Origin of the sequence: Colwellia sp. Arc7-D, from assembly GCF_003061515.1 — a bacterium.
Taxonomy (GTDB): domain Bacteria; phylum Pseudomonadota; class Gammaproteobacteria; order Enterobacterales; family Alteromonadaceae; genus Cognaticolwellia.
The window spans coordinates 1,605,784-1,630,957 of sequence record NZ_CP028924.1 but is presented as its reverse complement, the minus strand read 5'-3'; the positions used below and the strand labels follow the sequence as shown (position 1 = coordinate 1,630,957).

The following is a 25,174-nucleotide window of genomic DNA, read 5'->3' as shown; positions in this document are numbered from 1 at the left end:
AGTTATAGTCGCGATAAATCGTTAAATATGGCGATACTCATTAAGCTTAGTAGCGCTATAGTACCAAATTTAAAACCTATTTCTTGTATTTTTTCTGGCACGGGTTTCCCCGTAAAAAGCTCGATAAAATAATAAAATAAGTGTCCTCCATCCAATACGGGTAATGGTAAAAGGTTAATAATGCCCAGGTTGATGCTAATTAAGGCTAAAAAGCCTAAAAAGTACACAAACCCATAATCTGCACTATTACCAGCACCTTGTGCAATTGATATTGGCCCACTTAAATTTTTAACTGACACATCACCGGTAATTAGCTTACCGATCATATCAAAACTTAGTACCACTAAATTCCATGTTTTTATGGCACTTTGCTCAAGTGCCGTAATGGGCCCATAAGCTTGGTCAAATAAGTATTCTGTTGGATATGGCTCTGATATTGGCTGCACGCCTAAATACCCAACAACGTTATTGTTAACCTTCTTAGCTTCTGGGAAAACATTAAGCGTTAATGTCTCGCCATCACGTAATACTCTGATATCAACGTTTTGCTCAGGGTATAATTTAATTTTTTCTGAAAACTTCAACCACTGACCATCAATGTTTTCATCACCAATAGACAATAATTTATCACCCGCCTTTAATCCTGCTTTTTCTGCCGGACTGTCTTTTGCCACTAAGGCTAAGGTTGCTTGAGCCTTAGCGCGAAAAGGCATAAAACCTAAACTTGTCATTGGCGATTCTTTTTCCGGTGAAAACGCCCAGTTTTCAGTATTTAATGTAAAATCTTGGTTTGTAGTTCTATTGGCCTGTTTTACGGTAAAAGTGATCTCTTTATCACCTATCGAGCTGACAAGTGCTAGATTTACATCTTGCCAATCCACTGTCTTCTGTCCTGATATAGCAACTATTTCACCTTTTTCAGGCAGTTCAGCTACGCCAGCTATTGAACCAACATTAACCTCGCCAATTATCGGCTTAACACTTGGTACACCAATTAAAAACATTAAGTAAAACGCTACAATGGCAAAACCAAAATTAGCAAATGGTCCTGCGGCGATAATGGCAATTCGCTGATAAACAGACTTGGCATTAAATGTTCGACTTATTTGCGACTCACTAACTTCATCAACGCGACTGTCGAGCATTTTTACGTAGCCACCCAACGGTATCATAGCAATGACAAACTCAGTGCCATGGCGATCAACTTTTCGCCAAATAGCTTTACCAAAACCAATAGAAAATCTATCTACTTGCACACCATTTTTACGTGCAACCCAAAAATGGCCATATTCATGAACGGTAATTAAAATACCCAATGCAACGACAAAAGATGCAAGATTCCATATAAACTCTATCATGCTACTACTCTATTAATGCTTGGATTTAGTTATTAATGATTGAGCAAAAACTCTGACACTTTTATCAAGCGCAACAACTTCTTCAATTGAAGTCACCTTTTCTGAGACAAATTTATTCACAGAAGTTTCATTTATTTTTGCAATATCAGTAAATTTAATTTTTTCGTTTAAAAAAGCATCAACAGCTATTTCATTTGCGGCATTTAAGGCTGTACATGCCCCTTGACCACTTTTACATGCGTCAATCGCCAATTTTAAATTAGGATATTTTACCAAATCTACAGCCTGAAATTCAAAAGATTTGGCAGTGAAAAAATCAAAAGGTTCAACACCTGATTCAATTCTCTTTGGAAAACTTAAAGCATGAGCAATAGGTGTACGCATATCAGGGTTACCCATTTGAGCGATTACCGAGCCATCTTTGTACTGCACCATAGAATGAATAGTACTTTGAGGATGTAATACCACTTGAATATCATCAGGTTGAAGGTTAAACAGCCATTTAGCTTCAATAAACTCTAAACCTTTGTTCATCATGGTAGCGGAATCAACTGAGATTTTACGGCCCATATCCCAATTGGGGTGCGCACAAGCTTGCGAAGGTGTTACATGCTCAAGGTCATCAAGGTCCCATGTTCTAAAAGGCCCACCTGAACCAGTGAGTAACACTTTACTAACGCCTTCATGAGATAAATCACAATAGCCCGGTTGTTGCTGAGCGTTTAAGGGTAAACACTGGAATATTGCGTTATGTTCACTATCAATAGGTAATAGCTGAGCACCCGATTGCTTAACGGCTTCAATAAAGATGGCACCTGAAGTCACTAAAGCCTCTTTATTGGCTAACAACACTTTCTTACCGGCTTTAACTGCAGCTAACGTGGGTAACAAACCCGAAGCACCTACAATTGCTGCCATCACAGTATCTGTTGCATCGTCTTGTGCTATATTTTCAAGTGCTAAAGTACCTGATGTTACGTCAATGTCATTAAGGTTTGCTGCTTTAAGTTTACTAATAAGCACTTTTGCATGTTGCTTAGAAACCATAACAACTTTGCTGGGCTTAAACTCTACACATTGATCAAACATGAGTTCAACACTTGAATGTGCTGATAAACTTACAATATCAAATTTTTCGGGATGCAAACGTACAACATCCAAGGTGCTTTTACCGATTGAACCAGTAGAGCCTAAAATACACAATGTTTGCATTTATTTTACCAACCTAAATATGCGTAACATAAAGCATAAATTGGTGCTGTAGCCGTTAAACTATCAATACGATCCAAAATACCACCGTGCCCTGGTAATATCGTACCACTGTCTTTAACGCCTGCTTGACGTTTAAACATACTTTCATTTAAATCACCCAACACAGAAATAGTGGTGATTAAAATAGTTACAGGAATAACGATGCGATATTGTGCCATTGTCCAATCGATGAAATAACCAGCAATTACCACCATGATACAGGCAAAAATAACCCCACCTAAAAAGCCTTCAAGTGTTTTACCTGGGCTTACATTGGGTAATAACTTATGTTTACCAATAGATTTTCCAACAAAATAGGCACCAACATCAGCACTCCAAACCATCAGAAATAGAAACATTAATAACTGTGCACCGTGATAAGCATCAATTTCATAATCGCTACTTCTTAATGCCATAAATGCAAGCCATGTAGGCACTAAAGTTAACCAGCCAAAAAGTCCACGTACTGAGCGATGACTTGACCAAAACTTACTAAATCGCGGATATAAAAATGTTAAACCTGCTGACAGTAACCACCATGCAACGGCTAACCACAGCACTATGTTAGCTTGTTCGACTAAGTGCTTAGGCGCATCCCATAACCCATCTAAGGGTAAGAAGTACCATAACGTAGCGATTAAAATACTCGTAACACTAACGAAAGCAATACGGTAACGTTTGCTAGCACAGCCCATGAGCGGACCCCACTCCCAAGCGCCTATCGCCATAACGACTAACATGACTGCTGCAAAGTTAATGAGAGATAAGTAAAAAATCGCCAAAATCGCAGCAGGCGCGAGGATTAATGCAGTTATAATGCGTTGTTTTAACAAACGATATTCCTTAAATTGTGTTAAGTATTTTTAGTTTTTATTATTTACTTGTTCACCAGTTTGACCAAAACGTCGTTCTCGTTGGTCAAACACAGTAATTGCTTTAACTAGCTCTGCTTCATTAAAGTCAGGCCATAGTACATCGGTAAAATATAACTCGGCATAAGCGGCTTGCCAAAGTAAAAAATTACTAATGCGATAATCACCGCCTGTTCTAATGAGTAAATCTAACTCAGGTAGTTCAGACAAACTTGTATGATCATTTAATGATGCTTCGGTAATATCATCAACCGATATTTCTTGACGCGATACCTGTTCAGCCAGTTGTTTGGCTGCATGAGTAATATCCCAGCGACCACCATAGTTAGCAGCAACAGATAACACCATACCGGTATTTTGAGCGGTTAACTCTTCAGATTGCTTAATCATTTTCTGTAATTTACTGGAAAATTTACTCAAATCACCAATAACTTTAAATTTTATTTCATTTTTATGTAAACGCTTAACTTCACGAGTCAGCACAAACATAAACAAATCCATTAAAACACTAACTTCACTGGCAGGACGTTGCCAATTTTCACTACTAAAAGCAAATAGAGTTATCGCTTTTACACCATATTTTGCTGCTGATGCAACGGCTGATTTTACTGAATCAACGCCAGCTTTATGCCCCGCCACACGTTTTTTACCAATCAACTGGGCCCATCTTCCATTACCATCCATAATAATAGCGATATGCTGAGGTATTTTTACATCAGCTGCTAAGAGGTAATTAGTTTGGTTATCTGTTTTACTCACATACTCTCCATTTGTAAGCTTAACGCCGAGTAATAAAAAAGCTAATGGTTATATCTTTTCATCAATTTGGTTTTTATTCGTTTTGCCCAAAAACCAAATCATGTCACGATACTCGGGTAATAGTTTTAACTTTATATGCAAAAACGCCGTAGTCATTATCTACGGCGCTATGGATTAAGCAATGAAAACTTTAAATTTCCATTAATTCCTTTTCTTTTGAAGTTAAAACTTCATCAACTTGCTTAATATATATATCTGTAATTTTTTGCACTTCGTCTTCTGCTTGGTGCATTTCGTCATCACTAATTTCTTTTTCTTTATTTAGCGATTTTATATCTGTATTGGCATCGCGACGTATATTACGAATGGCGACTTTACCGCCCTCTGCTTCGCCACGAACAACTTTAACTAAATCTTTACGACGTTCTTCTGTCAATGCAGGTAAAGGAATGCGAATTAGTGTACCTTGTGAAGAAGGATTAAGCCCTAAGTCTGACTTTAAAATAGCTTTTTCAACAGCACCAATCATGCCTTTGTCAAATACCGTAATCGCTAAAGTACGTGCGTCTGGCACAGAAATATTACCCACTTGGTTAAGTGGAGTATCCATACCGTAATATTCAACAACAATATTATCTAATAATGAACGATGTGCTCGTCCAGTACGAACCTTGTTCAAACTAATTCTTAATGACTCGATACTTTTCGCCATTCTTTCTTGAGCGTCTTGTTTTATTTCGTTTATCACTATGTTATTCCTGCACTAATTAATTTAAATTTTCAGCGTGATCGATAGTTGTACCTTCATCGCCACCCATAATGACAGATTTTAACGCGCCGGGTTTATTCATGTTAAAAACGCGAAGTGTCATACTGTGATCGCGAGCGAGAGTAAAGGCAGCTAAATCCATCACTTTCAATTCTTTTTCTAAAACTTCTTGATAGCTTAAGCGGCTGTATAATGTTGCATCAGGGTTAGCAACAGGGTCTTCTGAGTAAATCCCATCCACTTTAGTCGCTTTTAGTACTACGTCTGCTTCAATTTCAATACCACGTAAGCACGCTGCAGAGTCAGTGGTAAAAAACGGGTTACCTGTGCCAGCACTAAAAATAACAACACGACCAGATTTTAATAAGCTTATCGCTTCAGCCCAATTATAACGGTCACAAACACCAGCTAGATCAATTGCTGACATTAAACGTGTATTAACGAAAGCACGATGCAATGCATCACGCATGGCTAAACCGTTCATAACGGTTGCCAACATACCCATTTGGTCGCCAACAACACGATTCATACCTGCTTCAGCAAGGCCTTTGCCGCGAAACAGATTACCACCGCCAATAACCAAACCGACCTGAACGCCCATTTCGATTAATTCTTTGATTTCTTGCGCCATACGATCCAGTACTTTTGGATCGATGCCAAAACCTTCTTCGCCCATTAAGGCTTCACCACTAAGTTTTAAAAGGATCCGACGATACATTGGTTTGGGATTGATGCTCATGTAATAAACATTCCTTAAGAATTTGAAATTAAAATAGTCTAGGCCTGATCGACCTCGGCTATTTTAATACGTTTAGCCACGGTTCGAAAGTCAAATATGAAAAAAGTCTAAAGTAGAAGCTATTTATCGTTTTATATTGATGAAATAGTTTAAATTTCAATCAATATTGATGGCGTTGTTAAAATATTATAACGTTGTCATTAAACAGTCTTTAAATTTTTATCATAAAAAAAGCGCCGATTGGCGCTTTTTCATTTGAGCTAATAATTAATTCAAGCTATGAATTAAGCTTTAGCTGCAGCGATTTGTGCTTCAACTTCAGCAGCAAAATCTTCTTCTTTTTTCTCAATACCTTCACCAACTTCTAAGCGAACGAATGAAGAAATTGTTAAGCCTTTTTCTTTTAAAATGGCGCCAACAGTTTTCTTAGGCTCCATGATGAAAGCTTGACCCGTTAAAGAAATTTCACCAGTAAATTTCTTCATGCGGCCAATGATGATTTTTTCAAGCAAATCATCTGGCTTTTTCTTGTTATCTTCAAGCGCATCGTTTTCAGCTTTTAAGATATCTAATTGAATACGTTGTTCGTTTTCAACTACGCTAGCAGGAACATCTGCAGGGTTGATGTATTCTGGCTTGCTTGCAGCAACGTGCATAGCGATGTGCTTAAGTGCTTCTGCATCACCTTCACCAGCAACAACAACACCGATAGTAGCGCCATGGCTATAAGAAGCTAAAGCAGCACCTTCGATGTATTCAACGCGACGAACATTGATGTTTTCACCAATTTTAGTCACTAGCGTAATACGCTTTTCTTCGAATTGAGCTTGAAGCTCTTCGATAGTTACTTTAGCAGCAAGAGCAGCGTCAGCAACTTCGTTAGCAAAACCTAAGAAGTTATTGTCTTTTGCAACAAAATCAGTTTGACAGTTAACTTCAACTAAAACAGCAGCGCCGTTGTTAGTTTTAATTAAAATAGCACCTTCAGCAGCAATGTTGCCTGCTTTTTTTGCAGCTTTTGCTTGGCCAGACTTACGCATGTTTTCAATCGCAAGTTCCATATCGCCATCAGCTTCTTGTAAAGCTTTTTTACAATCCATCATGCCCGCAGCTGTGCGTTCACGTAATTCTTTAACTTGTGCAGCAGTAATTGCCATGAAATTTTCCTCAATATAAATGTATTCAGTATTTGCCACAACAACACAAGCTGTTGTGGCAATAGCAGTTTAAAACGTTACGTAAAACTGAGTTTATTCAGTTTCAACAAAACCGTCTTTTTCAGCTTGTACTGCGATGTTTTGCTCACGACCAGAAAGAACAGCATTAGCAGCTGAATCTAAGTATAAGGTCACAGCGCGAATCGCATCATCGTTACCTGGAACGATGTAGTCAACGCCATCTGGGTTTGAGTTAGTATCAACAACAGAAATTACTGGAATGCCTAAGTTGTTAGCTTCTTTAATAGAGATGTGCTCGTGATCAGCATCAATGATGAATAAAACATCAGGTAAACCACCCATGTTTTTAATACCACCAAGGCTTTTCTCAAGTTTTTCCATTTCACGAGTACGCATTAAAGCTTCTTTTTTAGTAAGAGCTTCAAAAGTACCGTCAGAGCTTTGAGCTTCAAGATCTTTTAAACGCTTGATTGATTGACGAACTGTTTTCCAGTTAGTCAACATACCACCTAACCAACGGTGATTTACGTAGAATTGATCACATTTAATCGCTGCATCTTTAATTGCATCGCTTGCTGCGCGTTTAGTACCAACAAATAAAACTTTACCTTTCTTCGAAGAAACATTGCTTAATACAGCAAGAGCTTCGTTGAACATAGGAACAGTTTGTTCAAGGTTGATGATATGAACTTTATCACGTGCACCAAAAATGTATGATTTCATTTTTGGGTTCCAGTAACGGGTTTTGTGACCGAAATGAACACCGGCTTTAAGCATATCGCGCATAGAAACGTTTGGCATGTTTTTTCCTTTGTGGGGTTAAGCGTTCATACATCCAATATACACGACCCTTATTGCGTTTTACTTATCGTAAATTCGCTGAGCACCCCGGTATATCTTTGCTAGATGTATGTGAGTTTAGTTTTAATGTATTGAATTTTTTCAATACCGTTTAAAGTTAAAAATATTTGAAAAATTTGCAATGAGAACATTGTAGATTAAGACAAACAAATTAACGGCGCACTTTATACCATAAACACACTCAATTAACTAGCATTTTGAGATAAAAGCACCCTAAAAATATTTTATTGTGTTAAGGGCTAGGATCTTTAATAGCAGCGAGTTAAAATTACTCTACTTTTTATATCAAGCTAGTTAAATCATGTCATTGAATACACCAAATGCAGAACTCTTTTATATTTACGATAGTCATTGTCCTTGGAGCTACGCCTCTGCGGTTTTAGTTGAAAAAGTATTAAGTGCTTTTCCAAACATTACCCTTAGAGCTATGCACATAGGTTATTACGATGGTGACAATAAAGTATCACCTATCACCTTAAGCGCTGTTGGTGAGTTTAGTCAGGTAAAATTTGGTGCCAACTATGTTGACACTCTCAATTACACAAAAGACTCTACATTAGTTGCTAATTTAATGGCGTGGGTTCAAAACAAATCTGCAAAGTCGGCCTTTGAGTTATTATCAAAGTTACAATATGCCCATTTTGTTTTAGGCAACGAATTAACTGACAATGAAAGCGTTAGCGATATTATTGATGAATTGAAGCTGTCTCCGCCAGCAAAATGCCTACAGTCGAACAAACTGACTAAAGATGCAGAATTTGCCATTCACGATATTATCGAAATTCAAGAGATTATTGGTACTCAAGCTATTCCGGCGTTATTACTGGCATGTAACGAAAGCTTAGTGTTACTTAATCACAATTTGTATTTAGAAAATCCTGAATCAATAATCGATGCAGTTAAGCTTGAACTAGACAAATTATCTTAAAATTTTTTGTTAGTTATTATGTTCTGTAGCTTTATTTAGCGATTTTTGTACTGCTTAATGCTACCTATGTAATTTATGTTGTTTATCACCAAGCAGTTATATATTTTTTACTGCGAACAACGTGATAGTTAACAATTGAAATTTGTTTTCACAAAGTTAAAACAGTCAAAGCATTACAACAATATTGCCATTATTTAATCATCAATAATGGCAGCGAATGTTTTTCGATTGGGCAAAGATCAAAAAAGCAGGTAAAATCAGCAACAATTATTATGTATCTTGGCAAGAATATTCGGCTTTTAATAAAAGTTATTGACGAGATAATTGATGCATAGCCATTTAATTATTTGCTATTGCCCCTATTTATATTATTTACAGTGTTACATTTGAGGTTTTATGACAATTACGATTAAAGATCAGCAAGAAATTGAAAAAATGAGAATTGCGGGAAAGCTTGCTGCAGATGTATTGGAAATGATCGAGCCTTACGTAAAGGCAGGTGTTACAACAGATGAGTTAAATACCATTTGTGCCGAATATACCGATAAAGTGCAAGGTGCTACCTCGGCGCCACTAAATTATCATGGTTTTCCCAAATCAATTTGTACTTCAGTTAATCATGTCGTTTGTCACGGTATTCCAGATGACGTGCCATTAGTTGATGGCGATATCATTAATATTGACATTACGGTCATCAAAGATGGCTACCACGGCGATACCAGTAAAATGTTTTTCATTGGCGAAACATCAGCTGAAGATAATCGTCTATGTCGTATTACACAAGAAGCTCTTTATACAGGTCTTAAAAAAGTTAAGCCCGGCAATACCTTTGGTGAAATAGGTACGGCAATTCAAAAATTCATCAAAAAATCAGGTCGTTATTCAATAGTAAAAGAATATTGTGGTCATGGTATTGGTCAAGTGTTTCATGAAGAACCACAAATCGTTCACTATAAAAATAATGATAGTGAAAAAATGCAAGAAGGTATGTGTTTTACTGTTGAACCTATGATTAATCTAGGCCGTGCAAACACATTACTTGATAAAGAAGATAACTGGACGGTATACACCATAGATGGCAAGAAGTCTGCCCAATGGGAACATACTGTTGTAGTTACACGAACAGGTTGTGAAATTTTAACCTTACGTAAAGACGACACAATAGCGCGCATTTTACATAATTAAATTTCCCTTTACTCTGCTATTTATTGGGTTGTTGTACATTACTGACTAACTGTATATTGATAAAACATGAGAGCTTATTGTTGAATACTTCATCGTTAATACCTGAAAAATACACAGAAGCCCTATCCATTAGTGCGCCTACATTAAGTAGCGCTCAAATATGTACGTTAGGTGCTGAATTTTTTCAATGGCAAAAGGAGCAATTTCCAATTAGCGAAGTTACCTCGCTGGTTGCCGCAAGAGCCTTTTATGTCGATTTGATTTTAACCAAGCTTTGGTGTCAACATCATCTCGATGAATTTCAAATAAGTTTAGCTGCCGTTGGTGGCTATGGCCGTAAAGAACTTCACCCCTACTCTGATGTTGATATTTTATTAATTACTCAAGATGTCATCGAAGAGGACTTAGCCGAGAAAATATCTGCTTTTATTACCCAACTTTGGGATGTAAAACTTGATATTGGTCATAGTGTTCGCAGTATTAAAGAATGTTTAAACCAAGCCATTGATGACGTTACCATTGCCACTAACTTGATGGAAATGCGACAAATTTGTGGTAACGAGGCATTAGTATCTCAGTTAGAGCCACTGTTAATTGAAGATATATTCTGGACCTCTGAAAAATTCTTCATTGCTAAACGTGATGAGCAATACAATCGTCATCAACAATTTCATGGCGCATCGTACACACTTGAACCTAACTTAAAGGCTAACCCTGGTGGCTTGCGAGATATTCAAACAATTGGCTGGGTTGCCAAACGCCATTTTATGGCTGATACCCTAGAACAATTAATTGACCATAACTATTTAACCACCAATGAGTTTTTCGAACTCATTGAGTGTCAAGACTACCTCTGGCGCATGCGTTGTGCTTTGCACTTTATCGCGGGCCGAAACGAAAACAGATTATTATTTGACTATCAAGCAGATGTTGCTGAATTAATGGGTTTTGGTGATGGTGGTAAGCTTGCTATTGAACGCATGATGAAACGATTTTTCCGCATTATTTCTCGCGTTTCAGAGCTAAATAGAATGTTATTGCAACATTTTGAATATGCCATTTTAAACGAAAAAAAACACAGTAAAGAAATCGTCCTCAATGAAGACTTTGTAATTATTGATGGTCAAATCAAGGTTTGCAATAAACGAGTCTTTACCCGTTCGACCATGATCATGGAAATGTTTTTACTGATTGCTCAACACAAAGAAATTACAGACTTACATCCTGAAACTTTACGCTTAATGCGTAATGCTAGACGACGTTTAGTATCAGGCATGATTGACTACGAACGGTGTCGCCAAATATTTGTTGCGCTTGTTAGGCATCCGCGTGGCTTAGGGCTAGCATTCACCTTAATGCATCGTCATTCTATTATTGGCGCATACTTACCCTTGTGGCGAAATATTGTTGGTCAAATGCAATTCGATTTATTTCATGCATACTCTGTTGACGAACATAGCTATCGGTTATTGAAAAACCTGTATCGTTTTAGCCAAGCTGAACATAATGCTGAATACCCTTTGTGTAGCAAAATTGTTCAACGAGTGCGTAAACCCGAATTATTATATTTTGCCGGCATATTTCACGATATTGCTAAAGGCCGCGGCGGTGATCATGCAAAGCTAGGGGCTATCGACGCACTAGATTTTGCTAAAATCCATAAGCTGGGTGATCACGATGGACGCTTAATCGCTTGGTTAGTAGAAAAACATTTATTAATGTCAGTTACCGCACAACGCAGAGATATATCAGATCCTGAAGTCATAAAAACTTTTGCTGAAATTGTGCGCGATGAAGCTCACCTTGATTATTTATATTGTTTAACGGTAGCTGATATGCGCGCTACCAACGAAAGCTTGTGGAACAGTTGGAAAGCAAACTTACTCGAAGACTTATATTACAGTACCAAACGTGCCTTTAGACGTGGTCTTGAAAAGCCGGTTGATTTGAGAGCAAAAATCAGAGAAAACCAACATCAAGCCATTGAAATTTTAAAAGCAGAAGCCATAGATCAAGACCGATTAAAGCAATTGTGGAAAGAGTTTAAAGCCGATTATTTTCTGCGCTACACTCCCGAGCAAATCGCATGGCACTTTAAACATATATTGTCACACAACAAAGAAAAGCCTATGGTTATTATTAGCCCGAAGCCTTACCGTGGTGGTACAGAAGTATTTGTTTATACAAAAGATAAACCTAATATATTTTTTAATATTGTCTCATTACTGGGGGCTAAAAAGCTCTCTATTCATGATGCGAAAATTACCACCAATAAATCTGGCTATACTGCGAATACATTTGTCGTACTGGACAATCGCAACAAAGCGATTAACGATAGCGCCAGAACTTTAACTATAGCTCGCTCTTTAAGTGTTAAGTTGGCCTCAAAACAAATTAAAATAAAAGCAAAACCACTCGCTAAAAGGTTTCGACAATTTAAAGTACCAACACATGTAAGCTATATTAAAGGCGCTGCTAAAAACCGTACAATGATTGAAATTGTCGCGTTAGATCATCCTGGCTTATTAGCCAATATAGCGGCAATTTTTCAAAAATGTAAAATACAAATACATTCAGCTAAAATCACCACCTTTGGTGAAAAAGCAGAAGATGTTTTTACCGTTTCAAATATTGATAATCAGCCATTGACTGATGCGCAAAAAGCCACATTAGAGGCTATGCTTTGCAACGATAGTCAACGACAAATTTTACCAAATTAATACTAGGAATTTCAGATGTCAGCATTACAAAAAATTATTGAACAAGCGTTCGAAGATCGTATGAACATTAGTCCTGCCAGTGTAACTGCAGAAGTAAAAGATGCGGTATTAGAAGCTTTAGCGGCATTAAATAATGGTTCAGCACGCGTTGCAGAGAAAATTGCCGGTGAATGGGTTGTACACCAATGGTTGAAAAAAGCAGTGTTACTTTCATTCAGAATTTGGGATAACGAAGTTATTGACGGAGCTGAAAGCAAATATTTTGATAAAGTTCCAATGAAATATACTGACTATACCCACGCCGACTTTGTTGCTGATGGCGTTAGAGTTGTGCCAGGCGCATCGGTTAGAACTGGTAGCTTTATTGGTAAAAATGTCGTTGTTATGCCTAGTTTCGTTAACATTGGCGCCTATGTAGATGAAGGTTGTATGGTTGATGGTTGGGCGACTGTAGGCTCTTGTGCACAAATAGGTAAGAACGTACATTTATCTGGTGGTGTCGGCATTGGTGGTGTACTTGAACCGCTTCAAGCAGGTCCAACTATTATTGAAGATAACTGTTTTATTGGTGCTCGTTCAGAAATTGTTGAAGGTGTGGTGGTTGAAGAAGGCGCTGTTATTTCAATGGGCGTTTATATTGGCCAAAGCACTCGTATTTTTGACAGAGAAACAGGCGAAGTACATTACGGTCGTGTACCTGCTGGTTCTGTTGTTGTGCCAGGTAACTTACCTTCAAAATGTGGTACTTATAGCTTATACGCTGCGATAATCGTTAAAAAAGTTGATGCAAAAACACGTGCTAAAGTGGGTATTAATGCCCTTCTTCGTTCGGTATCAGAAGAGTAGAACGTTTTTTATTAGCATAAATTCACACAATATTATCTCAGTATAATATTGTGTGAAATCACTCAATGATGTTTTTTTGACGCTCTGTTAAAAATATTATTTACAAAAAGAATATGACTTAAAAACCCTTCAAAAATAATAATTCCATTAAATAACTACCTCGATCACAAAATAATTATTTACATATAAATCAATTGATTAATGAATACAAGCGACTATTTTCGCCATCAAAAGATGTAATCAAACCATGTCAAAATTACAATTGGCATAACCTTTGCGATAGTGACTAGTAAGTACTCTTAACTATCACAAGTATTATGAAAAAATTATCTTTATTGTTTACTATTTTGGTTGTTACATTTTTATCGGCTTGTAATTCAACGCCTCAAGTAGTTATGGAAAAGAAGCCCTTGGTTTCAGACCATTACTTAATGCTGAGTTTATTAAATCGTGAAATGACTCAAGATCAACAGATGATGTTAGCCTTTGCTGAACAACGTGAAAGTTATCAGTCAGTTTACTTTGTCAATGCTGTTGCTATTAGAGGGCCAAAAAATGAAGAGTACAGTTACGATAAGAATACTGAGTACACAAGACCAACTCATAGCTACAGTAAATTAATCGAGCAAGATTTTAATTCAGTACAAATTAGCGGCCCTAATTAGTCGCTAGCACTTATAGGCAGAGCTAACTTTACAATCAGTTTTCTAATGCTTAAACATTAATCTAAGCATTAATTAAAAATAAACCAAAAATGAAAATACTTTGAATTTAAATTACCATTCAAACGTATTAAACACCTGCCGCCACTGCGCATCAAAATCAGCTTCAATCACTATGGTTTGCTCTGTAATTGGGTGAGTAAACTCTACTTTCTTAGCGATTAGCATTAAACGTTTAAAACCAAAGTATTCGCCAAAGAATGGATTTTGCTTATTATCACCATAATTTATATCGCCAATAATTGGGTGGCGTAAGTGCGCTAAATGTCGTCGAATTTGATGACGTCTTCCTGTTTGAGGCAAACATTTAACTAAAGAATATCGAACGCTAGAATATTTACCTAATGGCACCTCTAACGTGGCAATAGCATCTGATTGATAAAACGTTATTGCACTTTGCGGCTCTTTATCACGACTAACATTTTTATCCCCTAAATCGTCTAACTTCTCTTTTAGTGGATAGTCTATGAGACCTTCACCTAATAAGTGTCCTCGCGTTAACGCATAGTAGGTTTTTTGTATTTTTCTATCGGTAAATGCTTGTCCCATTAAGCGGGCTACATCTTGTGTTAAGGCAAAAAGCAACACACCTGACGTTGGCCTATCGAGTCGATGCAAGGGGTAAACATATTGGCCAATTTGATCGCGAATAAGCTGTAAGGCGAAATAAATTTCATCTTTATCCATAAAGCTTCGGTGAACAAAAAGCCCTGCTGGTTTATCAACAGCGACCAGATACTCATCTTGATATAAAATTTTTAATACAGGTTTATCAACAATTACTGAACCAGCATTTTCGATCGTCATGTTAGTAAATTCTTCTTTTATTAATGGTGGTTTATAACGACTGAATGCATCGTGTTAAAAATATAATTACTTGGGTATAGCTAATATTTTGTTAGATTAAGTCATATCCTAAAGCATATATCGCTTTGAAATTAACTTATGATTATAAATAACACAACGCCAGCTAAAGGTGATTAAAACTCCATTGTTCAAGAAAAAGATTAACGGTGGAGTTAAAGGGCTATTATCTCTATAATATTGCGCCATAACAACTTGTACCTACATTTATCAACTTTAATAGCGACAGTATTTCCTATGAGTGCAACTTCAGACACTATTTCTTCAATTTCAGCATTACTGAGCTTATCTGATTCTCAATATCGTATTTTTGATATTGGCCGCAGAGTAGATAAAATATCAAAGGAGAAGTTTGCAAAAATAGAAGCGGCAGAACTTCCTTATCCATATCCTATTCAAGGCCATGCGTTAGTCGCCATTGCATTTTGGCAAAAGCAATCAACTAGCCCATATTTATGGTTTATAAAATTGCCGCTAGACGAACGTGGCTTATTAAACCAAGGCGCTAGAAATCATTTTATTGCTATTATTATCGAAGCACTAGGTGACAATCTATCGGTAAACCCAACCGAACAACAAGAAGCCTTATTGAAGAAAAACCCTTATCACTTTACCCCTGCTCAATATAAATTAGCAGCGGTAAATAGTGTAGTGTCAACATCACTCAAACAAATACCTAGCCAGTTTTATGCACCTGCCCAAAGCTATTTATCAGGGTTAAGTGGCTGGGAGGCATGGCAATCAGTTGGCGTACAAGGCCTATCCGACTTTGCTTTTAGATTAGATGAAGATAACAATAATGAAATATTAATCAGCGCTCTAAGTTATTTACCCGAGCAAGTTCTCGTACCTTTATGTTCTGCACTTGAAAACGTTACCTTAGCACCCGCTGCCATTAAGGAATTAACTAAACGTTATCAACAAGAAACACTAAAAGAACAAGTTATCAACTCAATTACAATTGCATTATTACGTGCTCTCGCATCAAGTACACAGCACCCATACAGTCAAAGCTTTATTGCTAATTTAATACAAAATAACGTGTTAGAAGAAGACGTGCTGATTATTATCGCCGGTCGATTATGGCCAATATTAAATGATGAAAACTTGCTTTTTAGCTACTTAGAACAATTAATTAAAGATAGTGACTACGCATTATTTTCAGCAATATTTAAAGATTTAGTTGCAATACCCTTGATTCGCCCCGTACTATTGCAAGCAATTCGTTCACCAAAACGCAGCCCTGAATTGGCCAAAGCCATTGGCATGCTTTTTAAACCCTAGGCATTTCATGGAAAACATTTACTACCTACTTTTTATAGGCTTACTCTTTTGGTATTTTGTATATTTGCGAAAAGTAGCTGAATATGCGCGTTCTCACGCTGACCAGTATTGTAAACAAGAAAACTTACAATTTTTAGCTATAGCACGCTTATCTAGCCGCTTTAGGTTCTCTAAACGCTTTGGGCCACACTGGTTGAGTAATTTCGACTTTGAATTTAGTGGTGATGGCGAGTCAACATATCATGGCACAATAACATTGCGAGGCTACAAACTCGACAATATAGACACGCCCGCTTATCGCGTAAATTAACCTTGCTGGATATTAGCGATAAATTGTTGAGAATAATCGAAAAACAGGCAGAAAAAAAGCGACATAATGTCGCTTTTTTTTGACCACCTAACTATTTCCTTGGTTTGCATCCCTTCTTGCTTATTCCATAAGCGCTCTTTTCAATCCATGAAAAAAGTTGCATCGTGCATAACATCCGTATGTACCTAAAGTTAAATAATCTAATTCCCTTTTACTTAATCATAAATCCGTTTAATTCATTAATACAACAACACTTTCCATGTTTTGTATATTAGTTGCTTTCCCTAGCACTTTGTCTCCAAGACAGAGTTAATTCTACTTAAACGATTATTTTATAAAAGAGGTAAGGTTATTAAATTATTAATAAAAACGTATACAAAACACACAGTAAAAAATAAAGCATTTAAAATCAGTGACTTAAAAGTTTAGCATTGAAAATGTTATCAATTTTACCGTATAAACTGACAACATCTGCAGACATGTCTTACATATAGTTCGCCTAATAATGACTATTAAGCGTTGGGCTTATCAATAACGACACTAGGCAGCAAAGACATAATTTATGAACTTGCTATTTATCATGACAAATATAATGAAAAATCGAACAGATAAACAGACTTTGGAGCTTAAATTAGTTAACCTTGCCCACTCTTATCGCATTTTCATTTTAGTACTTTTAAAGTTAGCTTTCTCGCGAGTTAGCCAACTTATTTCCCGGAGGTTTTATGCAACTTATCAAGTCATTTTTTTGCTGGCAAGGTTTTGATAATAGACAACGTTTTATACTTATCGTACTTTCTTCATTATTAGTTTTTATCACCTTAAGTGCGAGCTTGAGTAATTTTAAATTAGTGAGCTGTGTTATATTGTTTTTATGCTCTTTTATATGCTTAACCACAACAAAACGCAGACAAAATGATGCACAGTTTGATAAAAAATGGCTAATGGCCCCTGCCGGTAGCCTTTTAATTACAGGCTTGATAATAGTGTTTGTTGACTATGGTTTGAGTTACTGGCTATTAATTTTGCCAACATGTTTGAGCTTGCTGCTGTTAACTTACCCTAGTAACAAGCAAAGGCACTATGTACTTGGCTATAATGGGCCGATTAACTTATCTAACTTACAAAAAACAACTAAAACCCATTCTCGTAGCACCCGGCGTGTTGAACCTACGATGAATAATATCGATGTTAACCATGCAAACACTCATGTTCATACAGATAATGTTGAGCATGCAAGGCCAACAAATAATACGACTCAAGCGAATGCGAATGTAAATGTAAACAAAAGACTTGAGTTTGCTGAGTCAATTAGATTAACGCTTTTTAGTAAAATGAATACGAGAATAACGATTGCAGTGATTGCATCATTCTTCTTGCTGATTCTCCTATTATCTTGGGTATTCTCTAGTACGACTGAAGTTGAAAGTCCCGTTGAGCATAATGTTGCCCCGCAAGAAATAATAACCTTTCAACATATACTCAGTTTTCCAGATAAATTTTCTGTCATGTTTGACGCTGACGATGCGCTTGTTATTCATTGGCAGGCTGATGTTTTAGATAATAGTGAGATATGGGCGTTAAGCAAAGCTACAGGTGATATAAGCTGTAAAGTTATTGAGTTTAATAATGAACTACCGATTAGAACTTATGCTGTTAGCTCAAAGGATAACGGCTTATATGCCTATTTCTCACCTTTAGATACAAAAGCACTTCTTAAGAACATTGCTTTTAAAAATAATTTCTCACTTTGTGGTTACAAATTTTCCTTAAAAGGTAGCCAAGCTACATTAGGAAAGTCTGCCTTTTATTCACCATTAATTGAGTATTAACTTTCAGGATAGCCGTTAATTAATCGTCAACGTTATTGCGAGCTGACTGAACGTTTATGATGCGGTGTTTAAAATCAACTCAGGTTACCCTTATTTAAATGAGGAATACTTTCAACGTAAAAATAGCTAACCAAGTTAGCTATTTTTTGTGGGTTCATCATCAATTTCAAAAGATAATATAAGTTTATAGGATGCTAATTATTTAACTTTTGGATAACCTGAGCGCAGATGTAGGTCAATAGCCCTAAGTACGTCATTACGCGATATAGTACCGAGTAAGTTTCCATTATCGTCTACAACTGGATATACCTTAGGTTTGTTTTTCAGCATTTGCTGACCTAGTTCAATAACGCTGTCATAAGGCTTAACCGTTAAAACTTCTTTGTGCATTAAGCTGGCAACATCAGCAATATGTTCGTTATAGTAAATAGTTTCGATCATTTTTGATAAAACATCACTTTCTGATAAAAAACCAATTAATTTATTATCTTTACCAATAACAGGTCCACCAATTTGCTTGGTTTTTAAAAACCTCAGTGCCGCTTCTTCTACTACCATCTCTGGCGTGAAAGTCACTGGATAATGGTTCATATATTCTTTTACTTCAAGACTATTCATAGTTATTTCCCTTATAAATCAACCCACCAACACTCATACCTATTTAGATCATCATTACTTGGACGCCTATTTTGACGCGCCTCTTTTGTTGTTTAAATTATCTAGTTATTAACTTTATTTCGTAAATGACTCCATAGTGGATCTCTAAAATGTAATTAACACTTATAGCCAAATACTGCCCAGATATAAACTCTTTTACTTTCACTTTTTACATTTACTTATAAATTTACCTGTACATTATTAACTGTAGACTCATTTGCAGATAAATCATCAATTTACAGTGTTTTTTTCACTTTTTTACTCATACAATCGATTAACTGGCTAAAGCTAACAATGCTGGCTGTGTTGTCGTTGAAATAGACTGCTCAATCGATTTATAGGCATTAACAAAATCTTTTCTTAAATGTGACTTTAGATGCCCTTTAACGTTTTTAATCGGTTCTTTTTTCAAGACACAAAAAAGTGCTAACGCATAAACAGTTTCCGGTTCAGTTAATGCAGCTTGGCGATTTAAACTGGCATTATTACAAGACCCACAACCGCCTTTAAATTGATAAGCCGTATTAGCAAAAATAACGCCAAATCCCATAAAACAAGCGACCAAATCTATCGCTTGTGGCAAATATTCTTTTCCGCCTGGTGGCAGTACTTTATTTGAAATCACCAAAATACTGGCAATGGCCTGGCTAATACCTGCGATTAAATCTTGTGGCTGATTTACCTGATTTGGATTAAACCCCAGCATTAAAGGAGTATTACTCAAATTAATATCAATTTCAGCATTTTCACCACGTATAACAGAACCTAACCTTAAGTCCTCAATAGCGGTTTTTGATGTTGGCGAAGTAGAGGTAATTTCTATCGGCCAATTTTGCATACCGGCGTATTTTTTGGTGTTAATAAACATAGCCTGTGCCATTTCATCTATGCTACTTACCGTACCAGGATAAAAGTCATTGTTAGGAAGAATCAATCTCGCATCATTTTTAAGCACATTAATATCAAAATTTTCAATTGCCCATGCAAAGGTATCAAGGATCCAGTTTTTGGTGTTTTCATCAATTATTGCTTTCGGACTAAACAGTTTTGCCAACATAATATTTCTACTTTTAATTCTATGATTTATACCAAACAGCTTGCACTACATTATCATCAGTTAAACGACTAGTTTTTAACATTTTGGGCTAATGCCCATTGCCAAGCCTTAGTATTATATAAAGGCACGGTTGATAACGAATGATGGTGACTGCCCGATGACTCTTTCGTTGAATAAGACAGGTAAATAAGGGTTTTATTTTCAGCATCATAAATACGTCTTACTTTTAAGCTTTTAAACAAAATGCTTTTTGATTCTTTAAAAACCACTTCACCATTTTTTGAACGATCAATTTGAGCAAGATGTTCAGCGGTTATTTCACCCGTTTGTCGACAAGCAATGCTCATATCCGAAGGATCCGAAAAGTCTAAATCGGCTTCTACATGACTAATATGACAAGTTACACCTGTTACAATTGGATCTTGCTTAGCTTTAATCACCACATCTTTAGTAGTAAATAGTCCTAAGCTAACTTTCCCCACATCATCTGAGCAACCCATAAGAGTTAAGCCAAAAGCTAAAGCTAAAAAAACTTTAGAAGTAGTTAAATATTTAGGTACTATTTTTTGTATGTTGCTTTTATTAATCATCTTTAAATATCCCTACAAATGCTTCACCGTTTGACGATTTACTTGCACGATACATACCCGTGCTATTAAACGGCATGGTTATATTACCTTTGGTATCAATGGCAATAACACCGCCTGATCCGCCTGCTTTCACTAAAACATCATTTATCACTACGTCAGCCGCCTTTTCAAGGCTAATACCTTGATATTGCATACGAGCACATATGTCAGCCGCCACATGATAACGAATAAAGTATTCGCCATGACCCGTTGCTGAAACCGCGCAACTATCATTATTCGCGTATGTGCCAGCACCGATAATAGGCGCATCACCAATACGCCCAAAACGTTTAGCTGTCATACCGCCCGTGCTTGTGCCAGCGGTTATAGTGCCTAACTTATCAAGTGCCACAGCGCCAACAGTGCCAAATTTATATTCATTATTGAGTGTTTTGTGTGCCGCTTGAAAATCTTTAAGCTCTTTGGCTTTTTCTGCCAATTGTTTTTTTGCCTTTAATAACGATTGAAACCTCGCATCAGTATTAAAGTAGTTATTTTCAACCAGTGCTAAGCCTTGCTGGTTTGCAAAAACTTCAGCGCCTTCACCACTGAGCATTACATGCACTGACTTTTCCATTACAGCTTCAGCTAACGCTATAGGGCTTTTCACGGTTTTTACACCTGAAACTGCGCCAGCATTTAAAGATTTACCATTCATAATTGACGCATCAAGTTCATGCTCGCCATCAAAGGTGTATACCGCGCCCTTGCCGGCATTAAATAACGGTGAATCTTCAAGTATTTGAATCGCAGCAATAACGGCTGCTTGGCTAGACTTACCTTCAGCTAACATGGCATAACCTGTATCACGCGCATGTGTTAATGCTGACTCATAGGCTTTTCGCTTCTCTTGTGTCATTTTACTTTTATCAATTGTGCCAGCACCACCGTGAATGGCAATGGCAAAAGCTTGTTCTTGATGAGCATGCGCCCCATCAACAAGCCATAACGTTGAACTCGTTATTGTTAAAGCAGCCGCTAAAAATAATTTATTTTTCATCTAATTGCGCCATAGTTTTTAAGTGATTTCACCGCAGTCACTATTCGGTAAAAATATATAGTAACAATGTGCGATAAATTTTCAGTATTTACAAGTACTCAGCTCATGCAAAAAGTATTTCAATGTAGACATAAATGAACTCTTTAGTTATTGTACTGGTCATACCATTTTATTATCTTTATAGGCAAGTCGCTTATATTGCTAAGGACTTTCATGACAGAGCAGCGCGTAATTGTAGAGATCACCAATAACATTGCCCACGTTAAACTAAATCGCGCAGATAAACTTAATGCGCTAGATATGCCAATGTTTATAGCTATTCGTCATACAATTAAAACATTGCGTAAAAATCGAGAAATTAGAGCGGTTATTGTCTCTGGAAATGGTGACGATTTTTGTTCAGGTTTAGATGTTAAATCAATTATGAAATCTCCAATGAACATGCTAAAACTCCTGTTTAAAGTTTTGCCTTGGCGATCTAACTTAGCGCAAGTCGTTTCAACCGGTTGGCAAGCGATTCCCGTTCCTGTTATTTGTGTTATTCAAGGTCGCTGCTGGGGTGGTGGTTTACAAATAGCCCTAGGTGCAGATTTTAGGTTTGCTACACCAGACAGTTCACTATCAATTCTAGAAGGGAAATGGGGCCTAATACCCGATATGGGCGGTACAGTAGCATTACGTGATCTTATAGCGGTTGATCAAGCTAAAAAGCTCGCCATGACAGCAGAAATGTTCAATGGTGAACAAGCATTAGCCTTAAATTTAGTCACTGAAATAGCAGCAACCCCACTAGAAGATGCACAAGCTTTCGCGCTTTCTTTAATGTCAAAATCTCCTGATGCGATAGCAGCAAATAAGAAGCTATATAACAAAAGTTGGAAAGGCAGCAAAGGTTGGGCATTATTTCGAGAGTCTTACTATCAGATTAGAGTTTTAATGGGTAAAAATGTCCATCGAAAAATTTATAATCAAACCCATGATGTTGAGCAGCACAAGCCATTTTTAACGCGTAAGAAGTGGTGAGTTAACAAAGTTAAAACACCAAGTGATAACTGTAGAGAATAGCTACTGATTGTCTACACGTTGAGTCTTTTCACCCAAAAATTCATCATAGAGCTGTTGATGAGCAACTTTTGAAAAAGTATCTGTGCGATGTTCGTATTGTGAGATCCAATCAATCAGCATAGGTAAGTTAGCATCTTGGTCTGCTTTAGATTGATATTTATGCGGCTCCCAAGGACGGTTTTTCGCATTACTGATACATAATATAATCGGTAAGTTTAAGAATAAAATTTCACTACATTTTTCTAATGTGTGAACGAGTAAGTCACTATAACAGCCTTCTATTACCCACTGATTATTTTGCTCGATAAAGCTATTTATCTCGCTAACAGACACATCAATAGGTTGTCGCTGCGGCATCGGTGATTGTTCGGTGATTGGATACCAAGCTAAAGTGTCTAAATCTAAATGGGCAAGTTGATGTTGTGTTGCTATAACTTTGGCTAGACTGGACTTTCCGGCAGCCGAATTGCCAAAAATGACAACTCTTTTGAGGTGGGTCTTAATGTCTGCCATAAAATAGTTTATGCCTTATTTCGCATCATTCTTCGCGTCATTATTAGCGTTATTCTCGGCTGAATTATCGACCAAGCTATCCGCTGAATTATCAGGAGTTGCTTCATTAGAGCTTACATCAGAACCTTCAGCTTCATTTGCTGCAATAGCCGCACGTTCTGCTTTTGAAACGTACTTAGGCTTATTCGAATTTTGCAGCTTAGCATTCATTTTTTTAAGCTTTGACTTCAACGTTTGGTTAATTTTCTTTTTACGGTTCATATAACAGGTATTCTTCTTTTTAAATTGCTGGTAATTGTTATAACAGCGGATGACTTAAATCCGCTAGTTTGGACACTTCTATCTATAGTTAAACTTTATAATACAGCGCTATTTATCTATTTTAGCAAAGGATGATCAGCAGGAAGCTGTTTAGCAATCCATAACGCTAATTTGTGCTTCATGCTGGCTAAGTCTTCACCGTCTTTTGGTAAAGGTTGAATAAGCTTATCGTTAACTAGCAAACGGTATAAGCTTTCAATTTTTTCCTTTGCGGCATTGGTTGCCGAAAAGCCTTTATAACCACGATTTTTCGCGTAGCCTTCACCAATTGTTATGGCTTTTTTTAATAGTTCTGCTTCGTTTTTTAACTTCTTCATTTGCCGAATTTGTTCCTGTTTTCTTAATTTTTCCGGTTATTTAACCATTAAGCATAAGTATTTTAATGGTTAAACCTGATTCTACATAGTGGTTAAATTAATAATGAAATCACTGATATCTGTTTATACTGTTAGTATAAACCGTTAAGCCATTGGCATATCTAAATAAAAAGCATTAAGTTTATTGCCATCTAAATCTCTAAAATAGCCCGCATAAAAACCGTCTAATTCAGCTCTTGGCCCAGCAGGCCCTTCGCAAGTTGCACCGAGTTCAAGCGCTTTTTTATAAAAAGCATCTACTTCATCTGTAGAGTGAAGCATGATAGCAACCATAACGCCGTTACCCACAGTTGCTGGCTTACCGTCAAAAGGTTTCGTGATAGATATACCCGCTTCTTCAGGCGATCTTGACCAAGCAATAAATTTATCGGTTTCTAAAAAACGCTGTGCGCCAATTGTGGCAAGCAATTCATCATAAAAAGCGACGGCTCGCTCTAAATTATTTGTACCTAAAGTAACGTAACCTATCATGGTATATTCCTCTTATTTACATATTTAAAAATCAGCCAACATTGATGGTTCAAACTGGTCGGTTGATAATGTTAAATTTAGATTTTCTAATTGGCTATTTAATTCGTTTATATCAGTATTGAGTTTAGACATTGTGAGCGTATTGTCATCTAATAAATACACTTGTTTTAAACTCGCATAATAAAAATTCAAAATAATTAACGCATTGACGTTTACCTCGTCAGCTCCTGCAGCCACTTTAATTTTTTTCAGTTTACGGTAAATCAAGTTTTGCTGCTGTTTAACTTGCCAAACATAATACACTTCACTAAAAAATGCGCTAAATCGCAATCTATGAAGCGCGAAAACACAAGTTAATAACGCGAGCAATACACCCATAAAGTTGTAGCTAAAGTTACTTTCTGTACCTGTAGCCTCATTAACTAATTCGCCCGTTGTAACATTAGCAGGGGTAGTCAATAACTGTGTACTATCAGCAAATAACATAATTAGTGCTTGTCCATACACCAGTGCTAGGGTAAGTAAGCTGGCAATAAAGCCAACAATAATAATATTTAAATGTTTACGGTAAACGGCTTTATCAATGTCTTTTAACTTCATTTTTCA

The 25,174-nt window shown here is 36.7% G+C and carries 27 protein-coding genes; 9 read left to right on the top strand and 18 right to left on the bottom strand.

Translation table 11 applies throughout. From position 1 onward, the window contains the following. Positions 1-2 precede the first annotated feature (2 nt). The 8 genes from rseP to rpsB form a co-directional block, all read right to left on the bottom strand. On the bottom strand, positions 3-1,358 hold the full coding sequence (rseP, locus tag DBO93_RS07050) for a sigma E protease regulator RseP (protein ID WP_108455688.1): 1,356 nt from the start codon (positions 1,356-1,358) through the stop codon (positions 3-5). Between the two features lie 12 nt (positions 1,359-1,370). Next, a complete protein-coding gene (gene ispC, locus DBO93_RS07045) occupies positions 1,371-2,570 on the bottom strand; it encodes a 1-deoxy-D-xylulose-5-phosphate reductoisomerase (RefSeq protein ID WP_108455687.1) in 1,200 nt (399 codons plus the stop codon). Positions 2,571-2,575: 5 nt separating this feature from the next. After that, a complete protein-coding gene (locus DBO93_RS07040) occupies positions 2,576-3,442 on the bottom strand; it encodes a phosphatidate cytidylyltransferase (protein WP_108455686.1) in 867 nt (288 codons plus the stop codon). A 30-nt stretch (positions 3,443-3,472) separates the two neighbouring features. Continuing rightward, the gene (gene uppS, locus DBO93_RS07035) at positions 3,473-4,240 is read right to left on the bottom strand and encodes a polyprenyl diphosphate synthase (RefSeq protein WP_108455685.1); all 768 of its coding nucleotides are present in this window, start codon (positions 4,238-4,240) and stop codon (positions 3,473-3,475) included. A gap of 190 nt (positions 4,241-4,430) precedes the next feature. Next, complete coding sequence (gene frr, locus DBO93_RS07030; protein ID WP_108455684.1) at positions 4,431-4,988, bottom strand: ribosome recycling factor; 558 nt, start codon at positions 4,986-4,988, stop codon at positions 4,431-4,433. 19 nt (positions 4,989-5,007) lie between these two features. Continuing rightward, positions 5,008-5,748 carry a UMP kinase gene (pyrH, locus tag DBO93_RS07025; RefSeq protein ID WP_108455683.1) on the bottom strand — a complete coding sequence of 247 codons (741 nt, stop codon included), beginning with the start codon at positions 5,746-5,748 and terminating at the stop codon, positions 5,008-5,010. A gap of 284 nt (positions 5,749-6,032) precedes the next feature. Further along, positions 6,033-6,905: a translation elongation factor Ts gene (gene tsf, locus DBO93_RS07020; protein WP_108455682.1), complete on the bottom strand. Its 873-nt coding sequence runs from the start codon at positions 6,903-6,905 to the stop codon at positions 6,033-6,035. Between the two features lie 93 nt (positions 6,906-6,998). Further along, a complete protein-coding gene (rpsB, locus tag DBO93_RS07015; protein WP_081153010.1) occupies positions 6,999-7,727 on the bottom strand; it encodes a 30S ribosomal protein S2 in 729 nt (242 codons plus the stop codon). 361 nt (positions 7,728-8,088) lie between these two features. Between rpsB and DBO93_RS07010 the strand changes: the two genes are divergently transcribed. The 5 genes from DBO93_RS07010 to DBO93_RS06990 all read left to right on the top strand — a co-directional run bounded on the left by DBO93_RS07010 (position 8,089) and on the right by DBO93_RS06990 (position 14,131). Next, complete coding sequence (locus tag DBO93_RS07010; RefSeq protein WP_108455681.1) at positions 8,089-8,715, top strand: hypothetical protein; 627 nt, start codon at positions 8,089-8,091, stop codon at positions 8,713-8,715. A 396-nt stretch (positions 8,716-9,111) separates the two neighbouring features. Further along, complete coding sequence (gene map / locus DBO93_RS07005) at positions 9,112-9,900, top strand: type I methionyl aminopeptidase (protein WP_108455680.1); 789 nt, start codon at positions 9,112-9,114, stop codon at positions 9,898-9,900. 77 nt (positions 9,901-9,977) lie between these two features. After that, complete coding sequence (glnD, locus tag DBO93_RS07000; protein WP_108455679.1) at positions 9,978-12,620, top strand: [protein-PII] uridylyltransferase; 2,643 nt, start codon at positions 9,978-9,980, stop codon at positions 12,618-12,620. Positions 12,621-12,635: 15 nt separating this feature from the next. Beyond that, positions 12,636-13,466: a 2,3,4,5-tetrahydropyridine-2,6-dicarboxylate N-succinyltransferase gene (dapD, locus tag DBO93_RS06995; protein ID WP_108455678.1), complete on the top strand. Its 831-nt coding sequence runs from the start codon at positions 12,636-12,638 to the stop codon at positions 13,464-13,466. A gap of 317 nt (positions 13,467-13,783) precedes the next feature. Then, positions 13,784-14,131 carry a hypothetical protein gene (locus DBO93_RS06990; protein WP_108455677.1) on the top strand — a complete coding sequence of 116 codons (348 nt, stop codon included), beginning with the start codon at positions 13,784-13,786 and terminating at the stop codon, positions 14,129-14,131. A 111-nt stretch (positions 14,132-14,242) separates the two neighbouring features. Here the strand turns inward: DBO93_RS06990 and truC are convergent, their stop codons facing one another. Beyond that, the gene (gene truC, locus DBO93_RS06985; RefSeq protein ID WP_108455676.1) at positions 14,243-14,995 is read right to left on the bottom strand and encodes a tRNA pseudouridine(65) synthase TruC; all 753 of its coding nucleotides are present in this window, start codon (positions 14,993-14,995) and stop codon (positions 14,243-14,245) included. 294 nt (positions 14,996-15,289) lie between these two features. On the opposite strand from truC, the gene DBO93_RS06980 reads away from it, so the two are divergent. From DBO93_RS06980 to DBO93_RS06970, 3 genes are all read left to right on the top strand, one after another. Continuing rightward, positions 15,290-16,336, top strand: coding sequence for a DUF3549 family protein (locus DBO93_RS06980; RefSeq protein ID WP_108455675.1), 1,047 nt, complete (start codon positions 15,290-15,292; stop codon positions 16,334-16,336). Positions 16,337-16,343: 7 nt separating this feature from the next. Further along, a complete protein-coding gene (locus DBO93_RS06975; protein WP_108455674.1) occupies positions 16,344-16,646 on the top strand; it encodes a DUF3301 domain-containing protein in 303 nt (100 codons plus the stop codon). A 725-nt stretch (positions 16,647-17,371) separates the two neighbouring features. Continuing rightward, entirely contained in the window at positions 17,372-18,478 is a 1,107-nt protein-coding gene (locus tag DBO93_RS06970) for a hypothetical protein (protein ID WP_108455673.1), read from the top strand. A gap of 198 nt (positions 18,479-18,676) precedes the next feature. On the opposite strand, the gene DBO93_RS06965 is transcribed toward DBO93_RS06970, so the two are convergent. The 4 genes from DBO93_RS06965 to DBO93_RS06950 form a co-directional block, all read right to left on the bottom strand. Beyond that, positions 18,677-19,096 (bottom strand): CBS domain-containing protein, encoded by a 420-nt coding sequence (locus DBO93_RS06965; RefSeq protein WP_108455672.1) that lies wholly within the window; start codon positions 19,094-19,096, stop codon positions 18,677-18,679. A 313-nt stretch (positions 19,097-19,409) separates the two neighbouring features. Beyond that, positions 19,410-20,192, bottom strand: a complete 783-nt coding sequence (locus tag DBO93_RS06960) for a hypothetical protein (protein ID WP_108455671.1) — start codon at positions 20,190-20,192, stop codon at positions 19,410-19,412. Positions 20,193-20,260: 68 nt separating this feature from the next. Beyond that, complete coding sequence (locus DBO93_RS06955; RefSeq protein WP_239059185.1) at positions 20,261-20,692, bottom strand: CreA family protein; 432 nt, start codon at positions 20,690-20,692, stop codon at positions 20,261-20,263. An 82-nt stretch (positions 20,693-20,774) separates the two neighbouring features. Then, positions 20,775-21,821, bottom strand: a complete 1,047-nt coding sequence (locus tag DBO93_RS06950; RefSeq protein ID WP_108455669.1) for an isoaspartyl peptidase/L-asparaginase — start codon at positions 21,819-21,821, stop codon at positions 20,775-20,777. Between the two features lie 213 nt (positions 21,822-22,034). On the opposite strand from DBO93_RS06950, the gene DBO93_RS06945 reads away from it, so the two are divergent. Further along, positions 22,035-22,844: a crotonase/enoyl-CoA hydratase family protein gene (locus tag DBO93_RS06945; RefSeq protein WP_108455668.1), complete on the top strand. Its 810-nt coding sequence runs from the start codon at positions 22,035-22,037 to the stop codon at positions 22,842-22,844. Positions 22,845-22,886: 42 nt separating this feature from the next. Here DBO93_RS06945 and DBO93_RS06940 read toward each other — a convergent pair whose 3' ends face one another. From DBO93_RS06940 to DBO93_RS06920, 5 genes are all read right to left on the bottom strand, one after another. Continuing rightward, positions 22,887-23,399, bottom strand: coding sequence for a shikimate kinase (locus tag DBO93_RS06940; protein ID WP_108455667.1), 513 nt, complete (start codon positions 23,397-23,399; stop codon positions 22,887-22,889). A 15-nt stretch (positions 23,400-23,414) separates the two neighbouring features. Continuing rightward, on the bottom strand, positions 23,415-23,660 hold the full coding sequence (locus DBO93_RS06935) for a DUF2986 domain-containing protein (protein WP_108455666.1): 246 nt from the start codon (positions 23,658-23,660) through the stop codon (positions 23,415-23,417). A 116-nt stretch (positions 23,661-23,776) separates the two neighbouring features. Further along, positions 23,777-24,037, bottom strand: a complete 261-nt coding sequence (locus DBO93_RS06930) for a DUF5062 family protein (protein WP_108455665.1) — start codon at positions 24,035-24,037, stop codon at positions 23,777-23,779. A 144-nt stretch (positions 24,038-24,181) separates the two neighbouring features. Continuing rightward, entirely contained in the window at positions 24,182-24,568 is a 387-nt protein-coding gene (locus DBO93_RS06925; RefSeq protein WP_108455664.1) for a VOC family protein, read from the bottom strand. A 24-nt stretch (positions 24,569-24,592) separates the two neighbouring features. Further along, complete coding sequence (locus DBO93_RS06920; protein WP_108455663.1) at positions 24,593-25,168, bottom strand: DUF3087 family protein; 576 nt, start codon at positions 25,166-25,168, stop codon at positions 24,593-24,595. Positions 25,169-25,174 lie beyond the last annotated feature (6 nt).

Bases quoted from the DNA above. Each gene is read 5' to 3' on its own strand.
- rseP (WP_108455688.1), bottom strand. From the start codon at position 1,358: ATGATAGAGTTTATATGGAATCTTGCATCTTTTGTCGTTGCATTGGGT.
- ispC (WP_108455687.1), bottom strand. From the start codon at position 2,570: ATGCAAACATTGTGTATTTTAGGCTCTACTGGTTCAATCGGTAAAAGC.
- pyrH (WP_108455683.1), bottom strand. From the start codon at position 5,748: ATGAGCATCAATCCCAAACCAATGTATCGTCGGATCCTTTTAAAACTT.
- tsf (WP_108455682.1), bottom strand. From the start codon at position 6,905: ATGGCAATTACTGCTGCACAAGTTAAAGAATTACGTGAACGCACAGCT.
- rpsB (WP_081153010.1), bottom strand. From the start codon at position 7,727: ATGCCAAACGTTTCTATGCGCGATATGCTTAAAGCCGGTGTTCATTTC.
- DBO93_RS07010 (WP_108455681.1), top strand. From the start codon at position 8,089: ATGTCATTGAATACACCAAATGCAGAACTCTTTTATATTTACGATAGT.
- map (WP_108455680.1), top strand. From the start codon at position 9,112: ATGACAATTACGATTAAAGATCAGCAAGAAATTGAAAAAATGAGAATT.
- dapD (WP_108455678.1), top strand. From the start codon at position 12,636: ATGTCAGCATTACAAAAAATTATTGAACAAGCGTTCGAAGATCGTATG.
- DBO93_RS06990 (WP_108455677.1), top strand. From the start codon at position 13,784: ATGAAAAAATTATCTTTATTGTTTACTATTTTGGTTGTTACATTTTTA.
- truC (WP_108455676.1), bottom strand. From the start codon at position 14,995: ATGACGATCGAAAATGCTGGTTCAGTAATTGTTGATAAACCTGTATTA.
- DBO93_RS06980 (WP_108455675.1), top strand. From the start codon at position 15,290: ATGAGTGCAACTTCAGACACTATTTCTTCAATTTCAGCATTACTGAGC.
- DBO93_RS06975 (WP_108455674.1), top strand. From the start codon at position 16,344: ATGGAAAACATTTACTACCTACTTTTTATAGGCTTACTCTTTTGGTAT.
- DBO93_RS06970 (WP_108455673.1), top strand. From the start codon at position 17,372: ATGCAACTTATCAAGTCATTTTTTTGCTGGCAAGGTTTTGATAATAGA.
- DBO93_RS06965 (WP_108455672.1), bottom strand. From the start codon at position 19,096: ATGAATAGTCTTGAAGTAAAAGAATATATGAACCATTATCCAGTGACT.
- DBO93_RS06960 (WP_108455671.1), bottom strand. From the start codon at position 20,192: ATGTTGGCAAAACTGTTTAGTCCGAAAGCAATAATTGATGAAAACACC.
- DBO93_RS06955 (WP_239059185.1), bottom strand. From the start codon at position 20,692: ATGGGTTGCTCAGATGATGTGGGGAAAGTTAGCTTAGGACTATTTACT.
- DBO93_RS06950 (WP_108455669.1), bottom strand. From the start codon at position 21,821: ATGAAAAATAAATTATTTTTAGCGGCTGCTTTAACAATAACGAGTTCA.
- DBO93_RS06945 (WP_108455668.1), top strand. From the start codon at position 22,035: ATGACAGAGCAGCGCGTAATTGTAGAGATCACCAATAACATTGCCCAC.
- DBO93_RS06940 (WP_108455667.1), bottom strand. From the start codon at position 23,399: ATGGCAGACATTAAGACCCACCTCAAAAGAGTTGTCATTTTTGGCAAT.
- DBO93_RS06935 (WP_108455666.1), bottom strand. From the start codon at position 23,660: ATGAACCGTAAAAAGAAAATTAACCAAACGTTGAAGTCAAAGCTTAAA.
- DBO93_RS06930 (WP_108455665.1), bottom strand. From the start codon at position 24,037: ATGAAGAAGTTAAAAAACGAAGCAGAACTATTAAAAAAAGCCATAACA.
- DBO93_RS06925 (WP_108455664.1), bottom strand. From the start codon at position 24,568: ATGATAGGTTACGTTACTTTAGGTACAAATAATTTAGAGCGAGCCGTC.
- DBO93_RS06920 (WP_108455663.1), bottom strand. From the start codon at position 25,168: ATGAAGTTAAAAGACATTGATAAAGCCGTTTACCGTAAACATTTAAAT.